Raw genomic sequence first — 20,705 nt, forward strand, 5'->3', positions numbered from 1 at the left:
GCTCACCCCACCAGCCGCGCCACGTCCGCGCGCAGCACCGGCAGCAGTTCGGCCTCGAACCAGGGATTGCGCCGGAGCCAGGCGTTGTTGCGCCAGGAGGGGTGCGGCAGCGGCAGGATGCGCGGGCGGCGCGGCGCGGACAGGATCGCGCGCCAGTCGGCGACGGTCTCCGACAGTTTCGCGCCGGCCTTGGGGCCGAGATGCCAGGCCTGGGCATAGCGGCCGACGACAAGGATCAGCTCGATCGCCGGCAAGGCGGCGAAGACGCGCGCGTGCCAGATCGGAGCGCATTCGCGCCTGGGCGGCAGGTCGCCGCCATGGGCGTCGTAGCCGGGAAAGCAAGCGCCCATCGGCACGATCGCGACTTTGCTCTCGTCATAGAAGACATCCTCGCCAATGCCGAGCCAGGAGCGCAGCCTGACGCCGGAGGGGTCGGTGAAGGGCCGGCCGCTGGCATGGACCCGGATGCCCGGCGCCTGGCTGGCGACGCAGAGCCGCGCCGTGACCGCAGCCTGGATCACCGGGCGCGGCTCATGCGGCAGCGGCGGCTGAAAACGCGGCTCGTCGCGGCAGACGCGGCAGGCGCGCAGCTCTGTCAGGACGGCGTCGAGCGTCTCGGGGCCGGCCGCGGGCGCGCTCATCGCGCAGCGAGCTGGCGGCGGCTCATCGCCGGGCCCTTGGCCGGCGCCTGCGAGATCATCCCGTCGCAGGTCCAGGGCTTGGAGCTCTGGGCAAACTTGTGCGGATCGCCGGGTTCGATCGTGGCGATGCCGTTGATGCGGCCACTCGGGCGGCTGCGCAGGACGTAGAGGTTGCCGGAGAGGTCGACGTCGAAGCAATAGGTGCGGCGGCTTTCGGGCGGGCCGTAGTAATAGCAGACGCCGTCCGGCACCGTGATCCAGCAAGCGTCGGTGTTCGGAACATTGCGGTTATGCCCGGTCGCCCGGCCGTCGATCCCGTGATGCTCGCTGAAAGGCAGATTGTTGCCGCTATAGCGGCCGGTGACGGTGTTGCCTTCGAAGAGCTTCTGGAGTTGCGGGCCGGTCAGGCGCTCGACGGCGCCAGCGGACAGGTTCGAGCCAAACAGGAGGGCGACCGCCAGCGCGGCCATGATGGGCATCGTCTTCATCGTGCTGCAAGACGCCGCGATTGCGGCACTCCCTGTTCCGGCGCCTGCGAGATCAGGCCGCCGCAATACCAAGGCTTGCCGTTGTCGGAAAGATGGCGGGGATTGCCCGGCTCGGCCGTAACGAAGGCGTCGTAGCTGCTACTCACGGTATGGTGCAGATGCAGCAGCTTGCCGATGGGCTGGACCCGGTAGCAATGCACCCGCTGCTGCTCCTGCGCGCCGTAATAGTAGCAGATCTGGTCGTCCTTGATCGTCCAGCAGGCGTCGGTGTTGGGCACGTTGCCGTTATGGCCGACCGCCTGGCCATTGGCGTCGTGGTATTCGCTGAAGAACTTGCCGTCCTTGAAGCGACCGCTGACGGTATGGCCCTCGAAGGTCCGCCTGATATCCTCGCCGCTCATGCGGTCTTCCGCCTGGACCGGCGCTGCCAATCCATGCAGGAGCATGGCCACCACGAAGGCGATGACCCAGCCTGTCCTCACTGCGCCGCCGCCAGGCGCCGCGACATCGGCGCGCCCTGCCCCGGCGCCCTCGAGATCAGCCCGTCGCAGATCCAGGGCTTGCCATGGTCGCCGAGATTGCGCGGATTGCCGGGCTCGATGGTCACCGCGCCGGTGAGCTGCGGATCGGTGAGATGGCGCAGGACATAGAGCCGGCCGACGGCCTGCACGGTGTAGCAATGGGTGATCCGGCCGCGCAGCGGACCGTAATAGTAGCAGACATTATCGTTCCGGACGGTCCAGCAGGCGTCGGTGTTCTCGCCCCAGCCGCCATTGCCGAGCGCGCGGCCGTCCGTGGCGTGATACTCGCTGAAACGATTGCCAACGACGAAGCGGCCACTGACGGTGTTGCCGTCAAAGGCCTGGCGGATCTCGTCTCCCGTGAGGAATTGCTGCGCCATGGCCGGCGCGGCGAGGCCGAGCGCGAGAAGGGCCGCGATGGCGCGCAGCACCCTCATCGCGCCGCCAGGCGCCGCGACATCGGCGCTCCCCGCTCCGGCGCCTTCGAGATCAGGCCGTCGCAAGCCCAGGGCTTGCCGTTATCGGTGTGGTTTCGCGGGTTGCCGGGCTCGACCGTGACGATCGCGTTGATCTCGCCGTTGCTCGCGTTGCGCTGGACCTGGAGCGAACCGGTCTGCTCGACGGTGAAGCAATGCACGGTGCGGTCGCTCGGCGGGCCGTAGTAGTAGCAGATCTGGTCTTCCTTGATGATCCAGCAGGCGTCGGCATTGGGCTCGTAGCCGTTGTTGCCGAGCGCGCGGCCGTCGAGGTCGTGATACTCGGTGAAGAAGCCGCCGCGCATATAGCGGCCGCTCACGGTGTTGCCCTGATAGGCTTGCCTGATCTGCTCGCCGGTCATTTTCTCGGCTGCGCCGGCCGGCTGTCCAAGAGCGAGCAAGGCAAGCGCGGCGAGCGCCGCCATGGTGCGTCCCGACGTCATCATCGCGCCGCCAGGCGCCGCGACAGCGGCGCTCCCTGCCCGGGCGCCTGCGAGATCAGCCCGTCGCAGACCCAGGGCTTGCCATTGTCGGTGTGACCGCGCGGGTTGCCGGGCTCGACCGTCATCATGGCGTTGAGGCGCCCGCCATCGGCATCATGCTGAACATAAAGCCCGGCGGTGAGCTGCAAGGTGGAGCAATAGACCGTGCGCGCGCTCGGCGGGCCGTAATAATAGCAGATCTGGTCTTGCCTGATGGTCCAGCAGGCATCGGTATTGGTCTTCCAGCCGTTATAGCCAAGCGCCCGCCCGTCCGGGAGATGGTATTCGGTGAAGGAGCCGCCCCAGGTATAGCGGCCGCTCACGGTGTTGCCCTCGAAGGCGCGCCTGATCTGCTCGCCGGTCAGCTTGTCCGCTGCGCCAGCCGGCTGGCTCAGCAGAGCGAGCGCGGCCATGGCCGCGAGGATGCCGATCCGCCTCATCGCGCCGCCAGACGCCGTGACAGCGGCGCTCCCCGTTCGGGCGCCTGCGAGATCAGCCCGTCGCAGACCCAGGGCTTGCCGCGGTCGGAATGCCCGCGCGGGTTGCCCGGCTCGACCGCGGCCAGCGCATCGACCTTGCCGTTGGCCGTGCTGCGCAACGCGTAGAGCCGGCCGGTCAACTCGATGGTGAAGCAGCTGACGACCCGCGCGCTGGGAGGACCGTAATAATAGCAGATCTCATCCGCCCTGACGGTCCAGCAGCCGTCGTCATTCTCGACGAGGCCGTTATTGCCGTAAGCCTGACCGCCGGCATCGTGATACTCGCTGAACGGATTGCCCCGGATGCCGCGGCCGCTCACGGTGTTGCCTTCGAAGGCCTGCCTGATCTGCGCGCCGGTCAGCGTCTCGACCGCCAGCGACGGCGCCGGCAGAGCGAGCAAGGCGGCGATCGCGACGGCAAGGCGCATGCTCAGGCGGCCCAGCTCGGCCGCGCCGCAAGCTCGCCGTGCCAGCGGCGGATATTGGCGAAATCCTCCGGCAGCGGGATGCGCGAGGGCCTCATGAAGTCGACGGCGATGCCGGCGGTGATGTCGGCCACAGTCATCAGCTCGCCGCACAGAAAGGGATTGGCCGCGAGCTGCAGGTCGAGGAGCAGGAGGTGGTCGTCGATCAGCTCGCGGTTGGCGTCGGCCCATTCCGGCACCTGATGCTCGAGCTCGACCATCGAGGGGTGGCTGTGGCGGAACACCGCCATGACGCTGGAGAACAGGCCGAGCTCGACGCGCCGGTTCCACATCTCGATCTGGCCCTGCTCCTTGGCGTCGCGGCCGAACAAGGCCGGCTCGGGATGCAGGCTCTCGAGATAGCGGCAGATCGCGATGGTCTCGGCCAAAGCCGTGCCGTCGTCGAGTTCGAGCACCGGCAGCCGCCGCATCGGGTTGATGCGGGTGAATTCCGGCGTGAGGTGCTCCTTCTTGGCGATGTCGACCGGGATCAGCTCGGGCAGCGCGATGCCCTTCTCGGCGAAGAAGATGCGGACCCGCCGCGGATTGGGTGAGCGCCCGCCGTCATAGAGCCTCATCAGCATGTCCCTTCTCCCGCGCCGCAGCATCACGGCCGCATTCACGGTGCAGCAGGCGCGCTGTCAAGGTAAAGTCCCGACATCGCGGCGCAACCATGGCGGCCCGCCTCGCGCAGGCTGGTGACGGCTGCATGACAGGCTGAGCGCCCTATACAGCGCTGCCGCAACGTCCGTTCAAGACCCTCCGCGATTATGGCTCCGGCGCCAGGTTTCGGGCCGCTCGAAATTCAGCGCCCAGATGCCGCGATTGGCCGCCTTCGCCTCGGCCTCCTCGGAGCGATAGCCGCCATAGGACACGGCCTGGCCCTGGCGGACCATGGCGGCGTTGACGTCGCTCTCGCCCTGGCGGCAGCGGGCGAGCCCGCGGCCATAGCGGTCGGCCTTGCCGATCTCGCAGGTGACGAGGCCGCGCGACAGGAGATCGACCAGCGCACGGCGGGCGGCGCGGCCGCAATCGACTTGCCCGCCGCTGCGGTCGGTGCAGCTCTGGCGATATTCCGGCGCGTCGATTCCCTCCAGCCGCAATTCCTCGCCGTTCAGCCGAAGCGAATCACCGTCGATCGCCTGGGCCGCGCCGGTGAGAGATCGCGCCGGGCCGAGCTTATATTGCAGCACCGCGCCGCCAATCGCCATAAGCCCAATGATTCCAAGGGCAACGACGAGATCAACCGTCCGGCCGACGCGCCGCCAGCCGAAGGGTCCATAGCGGGATCGTCCGAATCCGAAGCGCGTCATCAGGAAGAGCTTAACGATTTTGAGACCATATTGACGAGCCGGGCGTGCGTGCTGCGTTGTCGGCTGAGAGGAAGTTGCGTCGCGACAATGGCCGAGGTCACAGCCGAACAGGTGCAGCGAGGGCGTGGACCCGACCCCTCAGCGCTTGCGCGGCGCAAGCTGGTGACGCGCGAGGTCAAGTCCGTGCGCGAGAAGCTGACCTCCTCGACCGGGCTGGTGCGCGCCTTCGACTACGAGTTGCTGCGGGTCTTCGCCCAGTACCGGCTGCACGGCTCAGCCGGCGTGCTGGTGCTGGCGCTCTGCATCGGGCTTGCCGGCTGCCTCTGGGTGCCGGTGCCCCAGGTCGCGGCCTGGCTCGGCGCCGTCATCGCGTCCTGCGTGGTCATGATCGTACTGTGCCGGCGCTTCCTGGCGCAGCCGGCGGGTGAGGTCAAAATCCGCCTCTGGCGCAAGCTGCTGCCGGCCGCCGAGGCGCTGCACAGCCTGTCATGGACCTTGATCCTGGTGCTGTTCGCGCAGGTCGACGCGGCCGGCGCCAAGGTCTTCGTGATGACGACGCTGCTGATCGTCGGCGCGCTGACGGTCATGCTGTCCGCGACGATCCCGCTCGCGGTCTATTCCGGGCTGATCCCGATCACGATCGGCATCACGCTGTTCTTCTGGGGCCGCGCCGACATCGACAGCGTGACGATGGCGCTGATGGCGGCCTCGGCCCAGCTCTTCTTCATCTTCCTGGCCAATCGGCTCTACACGAGCTCGGTCGCCACCATCGCGTTCCGGGCCGAGAAGGACGCGCTGATCGCGGAGCTGGAAACCGCTACAGCCAATTCCGACGAGGCAAGGCGCAAGGCGGAGGAGGCCAACCTCGCCAAGTCGCGCTTCCTCGCCACGATGAGCCATGAGCTGCGCACGCCGCTCAACGCCATCCTCGGCTTCTCCGAGGTGATGAAGAACGAGATCTTCGGCACGCACGCCAACGCCGCCTACAAGGAATACTCGACCGACATCCACGGCTCGGGCCAGCACCTGCTCAACCTGATCAACGAGATCCTCGACCTCTCGCGCATCGAGGCCGGCAAGTACGAGCTCAACGAGGAGGCGCTCAGCCTCGCCGGCATCGTCGAGGATTGCCGGCACATGCTGAACCTGCGCGCCAAGGCCAAGGGCCAGACCATCCGCGAGGTGGCCGAGCCCGACCTGCCGAAGATCTGGGCCGACGAGCGCGCCATCCGCCAGGTCGTGCTCAACATCCTGTCGAACGCGATCAAGTTCACGCCCCAGGGCGGCGACATCACCATCAAGGTCGGCTGGACCGCGACCGGCGGGCAATACGTCTCGATCATCGATACCGGCCCGGGCATCCCCGATGACGAGATCCCGGTGGTGCTGCAGACCTTCGGGCGTGGCTCGCTCGCCATCAAGACGGCCGAGCAGGGCTCGGGGCTCGGCCTGCCGATCGTCAAGGGGCTGATCGACCTGCATGGCGGCGGCTTCCACCTGAAGTCGAAGCCGCGCGCCGGCACGGAAGTGACGATGACCCTGCCGGCCGAACGCGTGATGGACACGCTCGCGGCGCTGCCGGAGCCGGAGGCGAGGTCGGCGGCTTGACGCAGCCTTGACTCATCGGCATTGGATATACATTTATCGTGTATATCCTCACCCTTGAGAGGTCAGCCATGCAAGTCACCCGCTGGGGCAACAGCCTCGCCATCCGCCTCCCCGCCGCCGTGGTCGAAGCCCTCTCGCTCAAGGAAGGCGACGATATCGAGGTGCGCGTTGTCGGCGAGCGGGTCTTCGACATCGCCCGCGACCAGAGCCGCCTGCGGGCGCTCGACCGCATCCGCAGCCTGCGCAAGCCGCTCCCCGCCGGCTGGAGCTTCGACCGGGACGAGGCCAACGAGCGCTCGTCGTGACGAGGGCGTTCCTCGACACCAACATCCTCGTCTACGCCTTCTCCGACGACGCTCGAAACGCCGTCGCGGAGCAAATCCTCGGCAAGGGCGGCGAGATCAGCATCCAGGTCGTCAACGAGTTCTCGAATGTCGCCCGGAGGAAGCTCGGCTTCGACTGGCTGCAGATTTCGGAAGCGGTCGATGCCATCCGCACCTTGGCACGCGGAATCCACCTCCTCGATCTGGAGACCCATGCGGAGGCCATCCGATTGGCTGACCGGTATGGTTTCTCGTTCTACGACGCGTTGATCGTCGCTTCGGCGCTGCGGGCGAAATGCGACCTGCTCTACACGGAGGACATGCAGAGCGGGCTCCTGGTCGATGGCACGCTGCGGATCGAGAATCCGTTCCAGCCAGGCTGAATGCCTGCCGGCTCAGCTCCGCAAGCCCGGCGCCTCCTGGCCGGTGCGCGCCACATACTCCGTGTAACCGCCGCCATAGGCGTGGACGCCCTCCGGCGTCAACTCCAGCACGCGGTTCGATAGCGCGGCCAGGAAGTGGCGGTCGTGCGAGACGAAGAGCATGGTGCCCTCGTACTGCGCCAGCGCCGCTATCAGCATCTCCTTGGTCGCGATGTCGAGATGGTTGGTCGGCTCGTCCAGCACCAGGAAGTTCGGCGGGTCGTAGAGCATCTTGGCCATGACGAGGCGCGCCTTCTCGCCGCCCGAGAGCACCCGGCAGCGCTTCTCGACATCGTCGCCGGAGAAGCCGAAGCAGCCGGCGAGCGCGCGCAGCGAGCCCTGCCCGGCCTGCGGGAACGAATCCTCCAGCGACTGGAACACCGTGGCGTCGCCGTCGAGCAGCTCCATCGCGTGCTGGGCGAAATAGCCCAGCTTGACGGTGCCGCCGAGCGCGACCGTGCCCTCGTCCGGGTCGGTGCTGCCGGTCACCAGCTTCAGCAGCGTCGACTTGCCGGCGCCGTTGATGCCCATCACGCACCAGCGCTCCTTGCGGCGCACCTGGAAGTCGAGCCCCTCATAGATGGTCCGGCTGCCATAGCGCTTGTGGACGCTCTTCAGCGTGACGATGTCCTCGCCGGAGCGCGGCGCCGGCTGGAACTCGAACTGCACGGTCTGGCGGCGCTTGGGCGGCTCGACGCGGTCGATCTTGTCGAGCTTCTTGACCCGGCTCTGCACCTGCGCGGCGTGCGAGGCGCGCGCCTTGAAGCGCTCGATGAAGGCGATCTCCTTGGCCAGCATCGCCTGCTGGCGCTCGAACTGGGCCTGCTGCTGCTTCTCGCTGAGCGCGCGCTGCTGCTGGTAGAACTCGTAGTCGCCGGAATAGGTCGTCAGCGCGCCGCCATCGATCTCGACGATCTTGTTGACGATGCGGTTCATGAACTCGCGATCGTGCGAGGTCATCAGCAGCGCGCCGTCATAGCCCTTCAGGAACTCCTCCAGCCAGATCAGGCTTTCGAGGTCGAGATGGTTGCTCGGCTCGTCGAGCAGCATGGCATCGGGCCGCATCAGCAGGATGCGGGCGAGCGCGACGCGCATCTTCCAGCCGCCCGAGAGCGCGCCGACATCGCCCTCCATCATCTCCTGGCTGAAGCCGAGGCCGTCGAGCACCTCGCGCGCCCTGCCATCCATGGCGTAGCCGTCGAGCTCCTCGAAGCGCCCTTGGACCTCGCCGTAGCGGGTGATGATCTCGTCCATCTCGTCGGCGCGGTCGGGATCGGCCATCGCCGCTTCGAGCTCCTTGAGCTCGGCCGCGACCGCGCTGACCGGGCCGGCGCCGTCCATGACCTCGGTGACGGCGCTGCGGCCGGCCATATCGCCGACATCCTGGCTGAAATAGCCGATGGTCACGCCGCGATCGACCGAGACCTGGCCCTCGTCCGGGGGCTCCTGCCCGGTGATCATGCGGAAGAGCGTGGTCTTGCCGGCGCCGTTGGGGCCGACGAGGCCGATCTTCTCGCCCTTCTGCAGCGTCGCGGACGCCTCGATGAAGACGATCTGCTTGCCGTTCTGCTTGCCGATATTTTCGAGGCGGATCACTGGAGCTGGCCCTTCTGCGAGACTTGGTCCTGCTTGGAGACCTGGGCCTGCTCGAAGGTCGCCATGCCTGAATGCACGGCCGCGGCGGCCTTGACGATCGAAGCGGCCAGCGCCGCCCCACTGCCCTCGCCGAGGCGCATGTCGAGCGCCAGCAGCGGCTGCTTGCCGAGCCGGACCAGAGCCTCGGCATGGGCGCCCTCGGCGGAAAGGTGGCCGGCGAGGCAATGGTCGAGGGCCGAGGGCTCGATCGCGTGCAGGATCGCGGCGGCGGCGGTGACGACATAGCCGTCGAGGATGACCGGGATGCGCTGCAGGCGCGCCGCGATGATCGCGCCGCAGATCGCCGCCATCTCGCGCCCGCCGAAGCGGCGCAGGACCTCGAGCGGATCGTTCAGGTGCGCCGCGTGGAAGGCTAAGCCCGCCTCGACGGCGGCGATCTTGCGCTTCAGCCCCTCGTCGTCGACGCCAGTGCCGCGGCCGCACCACACCGCCGCCCCACCGCCATAGAGCGCGGCGTAGATTGCGGCGGCCGAGGTGGTGTTGGCGATGCCCATCTCGCCCAGGCAAAGCAGGTCGGCCCCGCCGGCGAGCGCCTCCATGCCGAAGGCCATGGTGGCAACGCAAGAGCGCTCATCAAGCGCGTCTTCCTTGGTGAAATCGCCGGTCGGCAGGTCGAGTGCGAGGTCGAAGACCTTGAAGCCGAGGTCGAAGGCGGCGCAGATCTGGTTGATCGCGGCGCCGCCGGCGGCAAAGTTCTCCAGCATCTGGCGCGTGACCGCCTGCGGGTAGGCCGAGACGCCCTGGGCGGCGACGCCATGATTGCCGGCGAAGACGCAGACCAGCGGCCGGTCGACGCGCGGCGGCGCCTTGCCCTGCCAGGCAGCGAGCCATTCGGCGATCTCCTCCATGCGGCCGAGGCTGCCGGCCGGCTTGGTCAATTCCTTGTCGCGGGCGCGCACGGCATTGGCCGCCTCCATGTCGGGGCCCGGCATGCTGGCGATGAGGTGGCGGATATCGTCGAAGGGCAGGCCTGAGGCGGACATCGCTGGAATCTCGTGAAAGCTCTGGATCGGCGGCGCATGCATGGCGCGCCTCGTTGGCGCTGCTGCTATAGGCTTGGGCTGGCGAAGACAATCGAGGATACCGAAGCGGCATGGCCGAGATGCAGGGCGAGAGCAGGCAGGAGGCGCCGCATTGGCCGGGCTGGCTCGCCGCCACCGCGATCTGCATCCGCTTCTATTCGCGCCTGCCGGTGCCGCGCCTGCCCGGCGAGGGCGACCTGCACGCCCTGCCCGATTTCCGGCTGGTGCCGCGCGCTCTGCCTTTGGCTGCCCTTGTGATCGCGCTTCCGGCGGCGCTGGTGCAGCTGGCCGGCGGTTTGGCCGGCGTCAATGCGTACCTCGCCGCCACGCTGGCGATCACGGCTCTGGTGCTGACGACCGGCGCCTTCCATGAAGATGGGCTCGCCGACACTGCCGACGGACTGTTCGGCGGTACGACGCCGGAGCGGCGGCTGGAGATCATGAAGGACAGCCGCGTCGGCTCCTACGGTGCGATGGCGCTCGGGCTGTCGCTGCTGCTCCGGGTCACGGCCCTCGCGGCGATCCTTCAGGCGGCGGGGGGCTGGGCCGCGGCGGCGGCCATTCTCGCCGCCGCCCCCTGGTCGCGCAGCGAGGGCGTGCGCCTGCTCGCGGGTGAGGCGGCAGCCCGCAGCTCGGGAGCCTCCGCCGCCGTCGGCCGGCCCGCCATGGTGACGGCAGGGATCGCTTCGGCCCTGGCCCTGGCACTGGGCCTTGCCGCGACGCTCGCCGCCGGCCTGCCGCCGCTTGGCCTCGCGTTGGGGCTGGTCCTTGCCGGCCTCGCCGTCACCTGGCTGGCGCAGCTGGCGCGGCGCCTCATTGGCGGGCAGACCGGCGACATCATCGGCGCGGCACAGCAGATCTCCGAGATCGCGATCTATTGCGGCTTCGCCTTCGTGCTGGGTGCGCGATGAGCGGTGCATCCACTCCCTGCATCAATATCTGCGTGATCGATCAGGCAAGCGGCCTGTGCGAGGGCTGCGGGCGGACGCTGCAGGAAATCGCGCAGTGGGGCGCGCTCAGCGAAGCTGAGCGGCTGGCGATCATGGCGGTGCTACCCGGGCGGCAGGCAACACAGGACGAGGCGCGGGATTCCGTGTGGGGGAAAAGCAGAACGGCCGGGTGAGCCGCCTTCTTTCCTTCTCCCGGATGGGAGAAGGTGCCCCGGCAGGGGCGGATGAGGGCCCGGCCCCAAACCAGCGAAACGAAAACGGAGCCACGGTCAGGTCACAGCGCAGCGTCTAACCGCAGGCCCTCACCCTGCCCTCTCCCATCCGGGAGAGGGTTCCTCGCGCTCTACGTCTCCGCGTCCGCTCCAAGCCGCGTTAGCGCCTCCCCGGTGATCCGGTAGAACACCTTCTCCGGATGAACCGCAGCCCCTAGCTCCTCGTAGAATCTCCGCAGGCGCTGGTCGTCGCGGGCGGCGGTGAAGTCGATGCGTTGGAAGCCGCGCTCCAGCGCCAGTCGGGCAAGCTCGCGCATCAGCGCGGCCCCGATCCCGCCGCCGCGCGCGGAAGCCGCGACATAGAGCTCCTTGAGGAAGAAGCCCGGTTGCAGGCCGGGACCGGGATAGATCGGCGCGAAGGCGGCGAAGCCGAGCAGGTCGCCCTCATGCTCCGCCAGCAGAAGCTCGGCGCCCGCGGGCCGCTCCGCCAGTCCGGCGAGGACGGCGTCGGGCTCCGGACACGGCACCTGATAATGCGCCTGCATCTCGACGAAGAGCGCGGCGAGCGCGGAATGATCGGCTGAGGTGGCGAGGCGCAGAATCGGCATGCGCGTTAGCTTAGCCGAGCAGCGACCAGGCGAAACGCCCGGCGACGCTCAGCAGGAAGATGCCGAAGACCACCTCCAGCTTGCGCTTGGAGAGCCGATGCGCCAGCCGCGCGCCGACCGGCGCCATCCAGATGCTGGTCGGGATGAACAGCAAGAAGCCGATGAAGGAGACATAGCCGAGCGAGAGCGGCGGCAGGATGTCCATCTTCGGCCAGCCGGCATAGATGAAGCCGAGCGCGCCGGGGATCGAGATCAGCACGCCGAGGCCCGACGAGGTCGCGATCGCCTGGTGGATCGGCCGGCCGTAGAAGGTCATGAACAGGCTGGAAAGCTGGCCTCCGCCAATGCCCATCAGCGCCGAAAGCACGCCGATCAGCCCGCCATAGCCGACCATGACCGGCTTGCCCGGCAGCTCGTCGCCGAATTTCCAGCGGTCGGCGGCGAAGAGCAGGCGCAGCGCGCTGAGCACGGCAACGACGACGAAGATGATCTTGAACAGGTCGGGCGGGGCGAAACGGGCGATATAGCTGCCGGCGAGCACGCCGAGCACGACCGGAGCGGCCCAGACCTTGAGGATGGCGAGATCGACCAGGCCCTTGGCCCGGTGCGTCAGGAAGGAGCGGATCGAGGTCGGGATGATGATCGCCAGCGAGGTGCCGACGCAGAGCGGCATGCGGACCTCCTCCGGCACGCCGATGACGCGGAAGATCTCATAGAGGATGGGCACGATGACCGCGCCGCCGCCGACTCCAAAAAGTCCGGCCAAAACACCAGTAATTGCACCTGCAACTATTAGGGACGCGGCGAGAAGGGCGAGTTCGCCGGGTGAAATCGCAGAAAACATCTAAGAGTCCGTCAGTAAAGGCGCGCTCCCTCTGCGGTATTTTGCATGCCAGGGCAAGGCGCAGGCGGCAGGGCCGCCATGTGCAGAGCGGTATGGCAGGTTGCACCGCACCATAACACGCGTTGCTGCCGCAATCTCCGGCCTGTGCTACAGAGATCGCCCGGCTGCAGCCGCACCAAGCTCCCCTGCGTCATGGCAACGCAGGGCACTCCAGGAAGGACTATCTCGCTAGCAAGGACACGGGCCGCACGACCGGGACAACGTCACAAAAGACTTATCCAGGGAGGTATCGATGACAGACCCGCATGCCGATACGCCGCTAGACAGTTCACTTTCGCGACGGACCCTGATCAGGGCGACGGGGATCGGCGTTCTCGCCGCCGCCGCAAGCCCCGCCTTCGCGCAGACGCCAGCCGCCCCGCCGACCACAGTGACCAGCCCACCCCGCGACTTCAGCCGCGGCGGCGCTCCGACCACCTATTTCAGCGATCCCGACATCCTGACGATCGACCCGGTCTTCAACAACTACGCCCAGCCCAATGCCGCGATCCAGCGGATCTGGACCGGCGCGCTCTGGGCCGAGGGGCCGGCCTGGAATGCGCAGGGGCGCTACCTCGTCTGGAGCGACATTCCCAACAACCGGCAGATGCGCTGGATCGAGGATGACGGGCGCGTCAGCGTCTTCCGCACGCCATCGGGCAACAGCAACGGCAACAGCTTCGACTTCCAGGGCAGGCAGCTCTCCTGCGAGCACCTCAACCGCCGCGTGGTGCGCTATGAGCTCGACGGCTCGGCGACGGTGCTGGCCGATGCGTTCGAGGGCAAGAAGCTGAACTCACCCAACGACATCGTCGCCCATACCGATGGCAGCTACTGGTTCACCGACCCGCCCTATGGCGGACAGCTCTACGAGGGCGCGCCGGATGCGGCGGGCGGGCCGAGCAATCCGAGCGGACGGATCAACCCGAAGCTCGGGCAACTCCCCGGCATCGGCACGGCCAAGCGCGAGTTGCCGACGAATTGCTACCGGATCGACCCGAGCGGCCGCATCGACCTCGTCGTCACCGAAGCGCAGGTGCCGGACCCGAACGGGCTGTGCTTCTCGCCCGACTTCAAGAAGCTCTACATCGCCTCGACCGGCAAGGGGCCGGGCGATAGCGGGCCGGGCGGCAAAGGCGACGTGCACGTCTTCGACGTCGGCACCGACAACAAGCTCTCGAACCAGAAGCTGTTCTCGGACTGCATGCTCGACGGCGTGAAATGCGGGCCGGACGGCCTGCGCTGCGATGTCGACGGCAATCTCTGGGTCTCGAGCAATGCCGGGCGCGCGGTCGGCTATAACGGTGTCTCGGTGTTCAACCCCGCGGGCAAGCTGATCGGCCGCATCCGCCTGCCGGAGGTCTGCGGCAACATCACCTTCGGCGGGCCGAAGCGGAACCGCCTGTTCATGGCGGCGAGCCAGTCGATCTACGCGGTCTATACGGCCACGCAGGGGGCGGGGCCGGGTTAGCGGCGCCGGAACCCCGCTTCCCGCACACACTCCGTCATGCTCGCCCTTGTGGCGAGCATCCACGTCTTGAACGGCGCCCACGATAGGCGAAGACGTGGATGGTCGGCACAAGGCCGACCATGACGTTGGGGGGCGGCCCCCCCTCTAGGCGAACAGGCGCTCCAGCTTGTCCATGGAGCCAGTCCAGCCGCGGGTGTGGCGCGTGGCCGCGTCGGTGTCGAAGAACTGCTCGTGCAGCAGGGTCAGGATGGTGACGTCGCCATCGGGCTTGAGCGTTACGGTGACGCGCGAGACGCGTTCCGGCGTCGAGACCCAGGCCCAGTCGAAGACCAGCCGCTCGTTCTCGACGACCTCGTGATAGGTGCCGGAGACCTGATGCAGCTCGCCATCGGTGCCGAGCATCACGATGCGATAGCGGCCGCCGACACGAGGGTCGATCTCAGCCGATTGCGCCGTGACGTTCTCCGGGCCGAACCAGCGCGCCAGCAGCTCGGGCTGCGTCCAGGCGCGATAGACCTCGGCGGGCGTGGCGTTGAGCCTCCGCTTCATCGTCAGGCTCGGCGTTACCTTCTGGTCCATGGCGTCCTCCTGCCGGTCAGGACTTAAGCTTGTCCTTGTCGACTTCGCCAGCGGGCTTGCCCGGCTCGGCGCCTTTGCGGGAACCCGTGAAGAAGGCTTCGAGCGCATCGAGCTTCTCGCGCCAGAAGCGTTCGTAGCGACGCAGCCAACCCATTGCGCCCTCCATCGATGCGGCATCGCGATGGCAGTCGGCCGCTCGGCCGCTTTATTTAACCATTTAGTTAATCTCAAGGAAGGGCAGCGTCAAGCGATCCTGTCATTGCGAGGGCTGATCGGGGGGCGCTTCAGTCCGAGACGCCGTCGCGCCCGGCGATGGTCATGCAGGTCGCGGTCATCAGCGCACAGAGCTTGGAGACGCCCTTGGCCTCCGCGAAGACCTCGGCCATGGCGAGGGTGAGCGTACGGCCGGCCTTGATCACCTTGCCCCTGGCGATGAGCCGCTCGCCCGCGGCTGGGGCGAGCAGGTTGATCTTGAACTCGGCCGTGAGGATTCCGGCGCCGCCAGGCATCGTCGTCAGCGCCGCATAGCCGCAGGCGGAATCGGCGATGCTGGAGACCGCGCCGGCATGGACGAAGCCGTGCTGCTGGCAAAGATGCGGTGAAACCGGCAATTCGATATCGACCTCGCCGGGCGCGACGCGCAGGAGCTTGGCACCAAGCGTCGCCATGAAGGCCTGCTTGCCGAAGCTCGCCCCTATGCGCGCGGCCACCTCTTGAGCGGAAAGCGAGGCGGGCGCGGTCATGGCAGGCTCCCTAGGCGGCGACGGCAGCCTGTTCGTAGCGCGAGACATGCGCCACCGCAGCGCGCAAATCCGCAAGTCCCGCCTCGGCAGAGACGCAGTGCTCGGCGAGATGGCGGCGGAACAGGCGCGCGCCGGGACGCCCCGGGAAAAGCCCGACGAGATGGCGGGTGAAGGCATGCAGCCGCCCGCCCCGCTCCAGATGCGCCGCGATAGGCGGCTCGAGCGCCTCCAGCATGGCGAAGGCGTCGGTGACCGGCGCGGCCTCGCCGAAAAGCAGCAGATCGGCCTGAAGCAGGATCTCCGGGTTCTGATAGGCCTCGCGGCCGATCATGACTCCGTCGAGATGGGCAAGATGCCCGGCCCATTCCGCCGGGGCGCGGATGCCGCCGTTGATCGCGACGATGAGATCGGGATTGGCCTGTTTCAGGCGATAGGCGCGCTCGTAGTCGAGCGGCGGAATCTCGCGGTTCTCCTTGGGCGAAAGGCCCTGGAGCCAGGCTTTTCGGGCATGGACGATCAGCGCATCGACACCCGCCGCACGCACGCTCGCAGTCAGCGCATCGAGCGCCGCTTCCGGGTCCTGATCGTCGACGCCGATGCGGCACTTGACCGTGACGGGGATCGCAACCGCCGCCTTCATCGCGGCGACGCAGGCGCCGACCAACTCGGGCTCGCGCATCAGGCAGGCGCCGAAGGCGCCGCCCTGGACGCGGTCGGAGGGGCAGCCGCAATTCAGGTTGATCTCGTCATAGCCGAAATCGGCGCCGATCTTCGCGGCCTCGGCCAGAAGCGCCGGATCGTTGCCGCCGAGTTGCAGGGCGACGGGGTGCTCGAAGGAGTCGAAGCCGATCAGCCGCTGGCGGTCGCCACGGATCACGGCCTGTGCCGTCACCATCTCGGTATAGAGCCGGGCGCGGCGGGACATCAGGCGATGGATGACGCGGCAATGCCGGTCGGTCCAGTCCATCATCGGCGCGACGGAGAATTTAAGCTCTTGATCTTTCAGCATAATCTTAGCGGCTCGGGCCGTGATCCCTGCGATGTCGCCGTGCTTTTACGCTATCGGGCGCAGTTTTTCGATATCCGCGTAGATGTGAGCGCTCCCGCCGTCATTGCGAGCGCAGCGAAGCAACCCAGGGGGACCGGGCGAGGGAGACCCCCTGGGTTGCTTCGCTGCGCTCGCAATGACGGCGGTTAGGTCGCCGCTCAAACGTCAAACGGCCTACACCTCACCCCTGCCCCTCTCCTTACAGGAGAGGGGTTCCCCGCGCTCTACTTCAAAGCCCCAGGCGCCCTCGCTTCGACGCAACCCGCCTGCTCCAGCGCATAAGCCGCACGCAAACAGATATCCTCGCGCCAGGGGGCTGCGATCAGCTGCACGCCGATCGGCATCCCCGCCCCAAAAACCGGCACGGCCGCGACCGGCAGGCCGATGCAGGAGATCGGCTGGGTGAAGAGGCCGAGATTGGGCCGCAGCGGCACGGCCTCCCCGCGCAGCTGAAGCGTGCGCTGGCCGATCTCGGGCGCGGGGCATGGCGTCGCCGGCGCGATGATCAGGTCGACCTCGTCGAAGAGCTGCATCATCCGGTCGTGGAACCAGCGCCGGGCGCGCTGCGCTTGGACATACCAGGCGGCCGGCAGCATTGCGCCGGCGAGGAAGCGGTCGCGGGTGTCGGGATCGAAATCGCCGGCGCGGGCCCGCAGCCGGTCGAGATGGAAGGTGGCGCTCTCGGCGTTGGTGATCAGGAAGGCGGCGGCGCGGGCAATCGCCGCGCCTTCGATGTCTACCACCCTATCAGCGCCCAGCGCCTCGGCGACGCGCGCTACGGCCTCGCCCGCCTCCGGCATGCCTTCGGTCGAGAAATGGCCGCCGGCAATGGCGACGCGCAGGCCGCCAACGCCCTGCGACAGGTCAGCCGAGACCGGCTCGACCGGGCTCGGCGCGCAGGATAGATCGTGCGCGTCATGGCCCTGCAGCGCGTCATAGGCGAGCGCGAGGTCGGTGACGTTGCGGGCGAAGGGGCCGAGATGGTCGAGCGAGTCGCAGAACGGGAAGCTGCGGGTGCGCGGCAGGCGGCCATAGGTGGGCTTGAGCCCGAAGATGCCGCAGAGCGAGCTCGGTACGCGGATCGAGCCGTTGGTGTCGGAGCCGAGCGAGAGCGGGGCCAAGCCCGCCGCCGTCGCAGAGCCCGAGCCCGAGGATGAGCCGCCAGCCATCCGCATCAGGTCGTGCGGATTGCGGCAGGCGCCGTCATGCGCGTTCTCGCCGGTGAAGTCATAGGCGTATTCGCCCATGTTGAGCCCGCCGAGCAGCACCGCTCCCGCCGCACTCAGCCGCTCGATAAGGACCGCATCGCGTGCAGACGGGGCGCGCTCGCGGTTGATCTTCGAGCCCGCGCGCGTCGGCAGGCCGGTGATGTCGAACAGGTTCTTGGCGGCGAAGGGCACGCCGGCAAGTGGGCCGAGTGCCTCCCCGCGCGCGCGCGCCGCATCGATGCCGCGCGCTTGGGCCAAGGCGCGGTCGGCGGTGACGTCGGTATAGGCGTTGAGCGCCGGGTTCAGCCGGGCGATCCGGTCGAGATAGGCCGAGGTCACCGCCTCGGCGCTGAGCTCGCCCTGCCTGACCCTGGCGGCGATGAGATGGGCCGGCGCAAAGGCGTCGAAGCTCACGCGTCGCCTCCGGAACGGCCCGGCCGGAAGGCCGGCGCCAATTCGAAGGAGCCGTCCTCGATCGGCGCCGCCTTCACGACCTCGAACATGGCGCGCGCAGTCGAGAGGAATTGCAGCACGCCGGGCCGGTGCTCGGCCGTAACAGTCAGGCCGAGCGCGGGCGCCATCGCGTCGAGATGGCCCGCCGCATCGAAGGCAGGCGCAGGCTTGGTCTCGCTCATTCGGCCGGCTCCAGCTTGCCATGCGGTTCGGTCGTCATGGTCTTAGGCTCGACCGCGCCGACGAGCGAGCGCGAGCAGGCATAGAGCAGGGCCGCGACCATGGCATAGGCCAGGCTGATCGAGGGCGTGACGCCGAGCCCCTTGCCGATGCCTATGGCCTCGCCATGCATCAGGCCGAAATAGGTCAGCACCGCGCCGGCCGCGGCGAAGGCCGCGGCGTTGAGGAACTGCCGCTCGATGACGAAGACGGCGATGGCGCCGAGCACGAGGCCGGACAGGATGGCGCCGCCGCCCATCAGTTCGAGCCCGTGATAGAGCACGCCCATATTGGCCATCTTGTCGATGCCCACAGCCGCCGCGTTGGTACCGGCCGCGCCGAGCGCGCCATCGATCAGGGTCTTGGCCCAGGCGGCGAGATGCGGGGTCAGGGCCAGCACAATGGCGGGAGCATGGCTCGTCGGCGTGGTCTGGAAGGCCTGCGCGCCGATCAGCATGCCGATATAGAGCAGGATCGGCGAGATCGCGACGATCGGGATCAGCGCCAGCAAGAGCGCGATGATGCCGAACCAGCAGAGCGCGATCACCATCAGGCCGGTCGCGGCGGAATAGCCGATGCGCCCGCCCATCGCCTTCCAGCCGGGATGGCCGATATAGACCGCGTTGATGAACGGGTTGCCCATCAGGCAGCCGATCAGCGAGACGACGCCGTCGGCGGTCAGCACCCGCGTCGTCGGATAGTGGTCGCCGGCCGCTTCCGCGCTCTCGACATTGTCCATCGCCTCGACGAGGTCGTAGATGCCGAAGGGGATCGCGGTGACTAGGATGATGCCGAGATAGCTGAAGCCGGAGAAGACGTGGTCGACCGCCGGCAACGGCAGCGAGAAGCCGAAGGTCGAGAAGGCCGCGCCAAGCTTGGCGAGGCTGAGTCCGCCGACGTCGAGGCCGAGCAGGGCCGAGCCCCAGGCGATGACCATGCCGAAGCCGATCGCAACCAGACCCGCCGGGATGCCGCGCGGATAACGCACGCCGCCGAACCAGCTCAGCAGGATGATGGCGAGGCAGGTCAGGCCGATCGCGGGCGTCAGAAAGATCTCTAGCGCCGGCCGCATCGAGATGAAGGCGATCGAGACGCCGGCCAGCGTGCCGAGCAGGGCGGCGCGCGGCGTGACCTTGCGGATGAAGGGCGCGATGAAGCCACCCGCCATCAGGATGAAGCTCTGGAAGAAGACCCAGACGAGCCCGGCCTCCCAGCCCTTGACAGGGTCGCCGGTCATGCTGGCGATCGGCAGCATGATGACGAAGGTGACGACGAACATATGAGGCACGCTGATGCCGGAGGGCAGCGCGCAGACGTCGTCTCGCCCGGTCTTCTTCGCCAGTTGGTAGGCGAGCCAGGCGTAGTATCCGGTCGAGAGGAACATCATCAGGCCGAGCGCCGGCAGGATGCGCCCGAAGACGATATCGCTCGGCATCTTCAGCACGAATTGCAGCAGCCCGGTCAGGACCAGCAGGTTGACCAGGATGTTGGTGCCGAAGCCGAACAGGGCGTTCCAGTCGCCCGGCGTCCAGAGCAGCGGCTTGGTTTTCGGCGGCATGGTCCCCTCCTTCGCTTGCTGCATCATTTCGGCAAGGCGGCCAGCACCTCGTCCGTGGACGAGACCCAGCCGAAAATGCCGCCCTGGGCCGCGATCATCCGCAGCCCGACCTCGTGGAACTCCGGAAAATACGAGCCGCAGGCATCTCCGAGCACGAGGCAGCGATAGCCCCGGTCGTTCGCCTCGCGGACGGTGGTGTGGACGCAGACCTCGGTGGTGACGCCGCAGACGAGCAGCGTCTCGATGCCGCTGTTGCGCAGCATCAGCTCGAGGTCGGTCTGGTAGAAGGCCCCCTTGCCGGGCTTGTCGATCACCGGCTCGTCCGGCAGCGGAGCGAGTTCCGGGATGATGTCGTGGCCGGCCTCGCCGCGGATCAGGATGCGCCCCATCGGGCCTTCAGCGCCGATGCGCTTGTCGGGCGCGCCGCGCGAGACCTTGGCCGGCGGGGCGTCGGAGAGATCGGGCCGGTGGCCCTCGCGGGTGTGGATGACGAGGATGCCGGCCTCGCGCGCGCCGGCCAGGATGCGCCGGCAGGGCTCGACAGCCGCCATCAGCAGCGAGACGTCGTTGCCGAGCGCCGCGCCAAAGCCGCCGGGCTCGAGGAAGTCGCGCTGCATGTCGATGATCACCAACGCCGCGCGCGCGAAGTCGACATCGAGCGGATAGGGCTTGGCTGGGATCTCTATTCTGGCCACGCAGGCGCTCCGTCGACAGCGGACGGAACGGGCTTTGCAAGGGACATGCCTGTGGAGAGGCCAGCGATCGGCAAATCGGGCAGGCTTACCGGAGCGACCCGGACAGCCGATCTAACGGATTGATGCGCAATGACAAATCGTGCCGCGGCCATGACTGGGCAACATCATCACCAGCAAGGCGGT

Annotated in this window: 27 protein-coding genes; 6 read left to right on the forward strand and 21 right to left on the reverse strand. The window is 67.9% G+C overall.

Going from position 1 to position 20,705, the window contains the following annotated elements:
- Positions 1–2: 2 nt before the first annotated feature.
- From DWF00_RS05965 to DWF00_RS06005, 9 genes are all read right to left on the reverse strand, one after another.
- Positions 3–641, reverse strand: a complete 639-nt coding sequence (locus DWF00_RS05965; protein ID WP_114830521.1) for a uracil-DNA glycosylase family protein — start codon at positions 639–641, stop codon at positions 3–5.
- Positions 638–1,129, reverse strand: a complete 492-nt coding sequence (locus DWF00_RS05970) for a hypothetical protein (protein ID WP_114830522.1) — start codon at positions 1,127–1,129, stop codon at positions 638–640. Before DWF00_RS05970 ends, DWF00_RS05965 begins: the two co-directional genes overlap by 4 nt.
- Positions 1,126–1,611: a hypothetical protein gene (locus DWF00_RS05975; RefSeq protein ID WP_114830523.1), complete on the reverse strand. Its 486-nt coding sequence runs from the start codon at positions 1,609–1,611 to the stop codon at positions 1,126–1,128. The genes DWF00_RS05970 and DWF00_RS05975 overlap by 4 nt, the downstream gene beginning before the upstream one ends.
- On the reverse strand, positions 1,608–2,087 hold the full coding sequence (locus DWF00_RS05980) for a hypothetical protein (RefSeq protein WP_114830524.1): 480 nt from the start codon (positions 2,085–2,087) through the stop codon (positions 1,608–1,610). The genes DWF00_RS05975 and DWF00_RS05980 overlap by 4 nt, the downstream gene beginning before the upstream one ends.
- The gene (locus DWF00_RS05985; protein WP_147283734.1) at positions 2,084–2,572 is read right to left on the reverse strand and encodes a hypothetical protein; all 489 of its coding nucleotides are present in this window, start codon (positions 2,570–2,572) and stop codon (positions 2,084–2,086) included. Before DWF00_RS05985 ends, DWF00_RS05980 begins: the two co-directional genes overlap by 4 nt.
- The gene (locus DWF00_RS05990) at positions 2,569–3,048 is read right to left on the reverse strand and encodes a hypothetical protein (RefSeq protein ID WP_114830526.1); all 480 of its coding nucleotides are present in this window, start codon (positions 3,046–3,048) and stop codon (positions 2,569–2,571) included. Before DWF00_RS05990 ends, DWF00_RS05985 begins: the two co-directional genes overlap by 4 nt.
- On the reverse strand, positions 3,045–3,515 hold the full coding sequence (locus DWF00_RS05995; RefSeq protein ID WP_114830527.1) for a hypothetical protein: 471 nt from the start codon (positions 3,513–3,515) through the stop codon (positions 3,045–3,047). The genes DWF00_RS05990 and DWF00_RS05995 overlap by 4 nt, the downstream gene beginning before the upstream one ends.
- 2 nt (positions 3,516–3,517) lie before the next feature.
- Positions 3,518–4,129 carry a glutathione S-transferase family protein gene (locus DWF00_RS06000; RefSeq protein WP_114830709.1) on the reverse strand — a complete coding sequence of 204 codons (612 nt, stop codon included), beginning with the start codon at positions 4,127–4,129 and terminating at the stop codon, positions 3,518–3,520.
- Positions 4,130–4,303: 174 nt separating this feature from the next.
- Complete coding sequence (locus tag DWF00_RS06005) at positions 4,304–4,762, reverse strand: thermonuclease family protein (RefSeq protein WP_181832751.1); 459 nt, start codon at positions 4,760–4,762, stop codon at positions 4,304–4,306.
- Between the two features lie 189 nt (positions 4,763–4,951).
- Between DWF00_RS06005 and DWF00_RS06010 the strand changes: the two genes are divergently transcribed.
- The 3 genes from DWF00_RS06010 to DWF00_RS06020 all read left to right on the forward strand — a co-directional run bounded on the left by DWF00_RS06010 (position 4,952) and on the right by DWF00_RS06020 (position 7,178).
- Positions 4,952–6,472, forward strand: coding sequence for a sensor histidine kinase (locus DWF00_RS06010; RefSeq protein WP_114830529.1), 1,521 nt, complete (start codon positions 4,952–4,954; stop codon positions 6,470–6,472).
- Positions 6,473–6,540: 68 nt separating this feature from the next.
- Complete coding sequence (locus DWF00_RS06015; RefSeq protein ID WP_114830530.1) at positions 6,541–6,777, forward strand: AbrB/MazE/SpoVT family DNA-binding domain-containing protein; 237 nt, start codon at positions 6,541–6,543, stop codon at positions 6,775–6,777.
- The gene (locus DWF00_RS06020) at positions 6,774–7,178 is read left to right on the forward strand and encodes a PIN domain-containing protein (RefSeq protein ID WP_114830531.1); all 405 of its coding nucleotides are present in this window, start codon (positions 6,774–6,776) and stop codon (positions 7,176–7,178) included. Before DWF00_RS06015 ends, DWF00_RS06020 begins: the two co-directional genes overlap by 4 nt.
- A gap of 12 nt (positions 7,179–7,190) precedes the next feature.
- On the opposite strand, the gene DWF00_RS06025 is transcribed toward DWF00_RS06020, so the two are convergent.
- Together DWF00_RS06025 and cobT are read right to left on the reverse strand one after the other, a co-directional pair.
- Positions 7,191–8,813: an ABC-F family ATP-binding cassette domain-containing protein gene (locus tag DWF00_RS06025; RefSeq protein WP_114830532.1), complete on the reverse strand. Its 1,623-nt coding sequence runs from the start codon at positions 8,811–8,813 to the stop codon at positions 7,191–7,193.
- Positions 8,810–9,856 carry a nicotinate-nucleotide--dimethylbenzimidazole phosphoribosyltransferase gene (gene cobT, locus DWF00_RS06030; RefSeq protein WP_114830710.1) on the reverse strand — a complete coding sequence of 349 codons (1,047 nt, stop codon included), beginning with the start codon at positions 9,854–9,856 and terminating at the stop codon, positions 8,810–8,812. Before cobT ends, DWF00_RS06025 begins: the two co-directional genes overlap by 4 nt.
- Before the next feature lie 110 nt (positions 9,857–9,966).
- On the opposite strand from cobT, the gene DWF00_RS06035 reads away from it, so the two are divergent.
- Together DWF00_RS06035 and DWF00_RS06040 are read left to right on the forward strand one after the other, a co-directional pair.
- A complete protein-coding gene (locus tag DWF00_RS06035; RefSeq protein ID WP_425453056.1) occupies positions 9,967–10,806 on the forward strand; it encodes an adenosylcobinamide-GDP ribazoletransferase in 840 nt (279 codons plus the stop codon).
- Positions 10,803–11,018 carry a DUF1289 domain-containing protein gene (locus DWF00_RS06040; RefSeq protein WP_114830533.1) on the forward strand — a complete coding sequence of 72 codons (216 nt, stop codon included), beginning with the start codon at positions 10,803–10,805 and terminating at the stop codon, positions 11,016–11,018. The genes DWF00_RS06035 and DWF00_RS06040 overlap by 4 nt, the downstream gene beginning before the upstream one ends.
- 170 nt (positions 11,019–11,188) lie before the next feature.
- Here DWF00_RS06040 and DWF00_RS06045 read toward each other — a convergent pair whose 3' ends face one another.
- Together DWF00_RS06045 and DWF00_RS06050 are read right to left on the reverse strand one after the other, a co-directional pair.
- Positions 11,189–11,665, reverse strand: a complete 477-nt coding sequence (locus tag DWF00_RS06045) for a GNAT family N-acetyltransferase (RefSeq protein WP_114830534.1) — start codon at positions 11,663–11,665, stop codon at positions 11,189–11,191.
- 10 nt (positions 11,666–11,675) lie between these two features.
- Positions 11,676–12,509 carry a sulfite exporter TauE/SafE family protein gene (locus DWF00_RS06050; RefSeq protein ID WP_114830535.1) on the reverse strand — a complete coding sequence of 278 codons (834 nt, stop codon included), beginning with the start codon at positions 12,507–12,509 and terminating at the stop codon, positions 11,676–11,678.
- A 292-nt stretch (positions 12,510–12,801) separates the two neighbouring features.
- Between DWF00_RS06050 and DWF00_RS06055 the strand changes: the two genes are divergently transcribed.
- Positions 12,802–14,019 (forward strand): SMP-30/gluconolactonase/LRE family protein, encoded by a 1,218-nt coding sequence (locus DWF00_RS06055; protein ID WP_114830536.1) that lies wholly within the window; start codon positions 12,802–12,804, stop codon positions 14,017–14,019.
- 144 nt (positions 14,020–14,163) lie between these two features.
- Here the strand turns inward: DWF00_RS06055 and DWF00_RS06060 are convergent, their stop codons facing one another.
- From DWF00_RS06060 to DWF00_RS06090, 8 genes are all read right to left on the reverse strand, one after another.
- Positions 14,164–14,598 carry an SRPBCC family protein gene (locus tag DWF00_RS06060; RefSeq protein ID WP_114830537.1) on the reverse strand — a complete coding sequence of 145 codons (435 nt, stop codon included), beginning with the start codon at positions 14,596–14,598 and terminating at the stop codon, positions 14,164–14,166.
- Between the two features lie 16 nt (positions 14,599–14,614).
- Positions 14,615–14,752, reverse strand: coding sequence for a hypothetical protein (locus tag DWF00_RS29340; RefSeq protein ID WP_181832752.1), 138 nt, complete (start codon positions 14,750–14,752; stop codon positions 14,615–14,617).
- A gap of 130 nt (positions 14,753–14,882) precedes the next feature.
- A complete protein-coding gene (locus tag DWF00_RS06065) occupies positions 14,883–15,341 on the reverse strand; it encodes a PaaI family thioesterase (RefSeq protein WP_114830538.1) in 459 nt (152 codons plus the stop codon).
- 10 nt (positions 15,342–15,351) lie between these two features.
- Complete coding sequence (gene dusA / locus DWF00_RS06070; protein WP_114830539.1) at positions 15,352–16,350, reverse strand: tRNA dihydrouridine(20/20a) synthase DusA; 999 nt, start codon at positions 16,348–16,350, stop codon at positions 15,352–15,354.
- 263 nt (positions 16,351–16,613) lie between these two features.
- Positions 16,614–18,011, reverse strand: coding sequence for an AtzE family amidohydrolase (locus DWF00_RS06075; protein WP_114830540.1), 1,398 nt, complete (start codon positions 18,009–18,011; stop codon positions 16,614–16,616).
- A complete protein-coding gene (locus tag DWF00_RS06080) occupies positions 18,008–18,232 on the reverse strand; it encodes a DUF4089 domain-containing protein (RefSeq protein WP_114830541.1) in 225 nt (74 codons plus the stop codon). The genes DWF00_RS06075 and DWF00_RS06080 overlap by 4 nt, the downstream gene beginning before the upstream one ends.
- The gene (locus DWF00_RS06085) at positions 18,229–19,851 is read right to left on the reverse strand and encodes a regulator (protein WP_425453063.1); all 1,623 of its coding nucleotides are present in this window, start codon (positions 19,849–19,851) and stop codon (positions 18,229–18,231) included. The genes DWF00_RS06080 and DWF00_RS06085 overlap by 4 nt, the downstream gene beginning before the upstream one ends.
- Positions 19,851–20,522: a cysteine hydrolase family protein gene (locus tag DWF00_RS06090; protein WP_245973763.1), complete on the reverse strand. Its 672-nt coding sequence runs from the start codon at positions 20,520–20,522 to the stop codon at positions 19,851–19,853. Before DWF00_RS06090 ends, DWF00_RS06085 begins: the two co-directional genes overlap by 1 nt.
- Between the last annotated feature and the right edge of the window lie 183 nt (positions 20,523–20,705).

This window comes from Allobosea caraganae, from assembly GCF_003351345.1.
GTDB lineage: Bacteria > Pseudomonadota > Alphaproteobacteria > Rhizobiales > Beijerinckiaceae > Allobosea > Allobosea caraganae.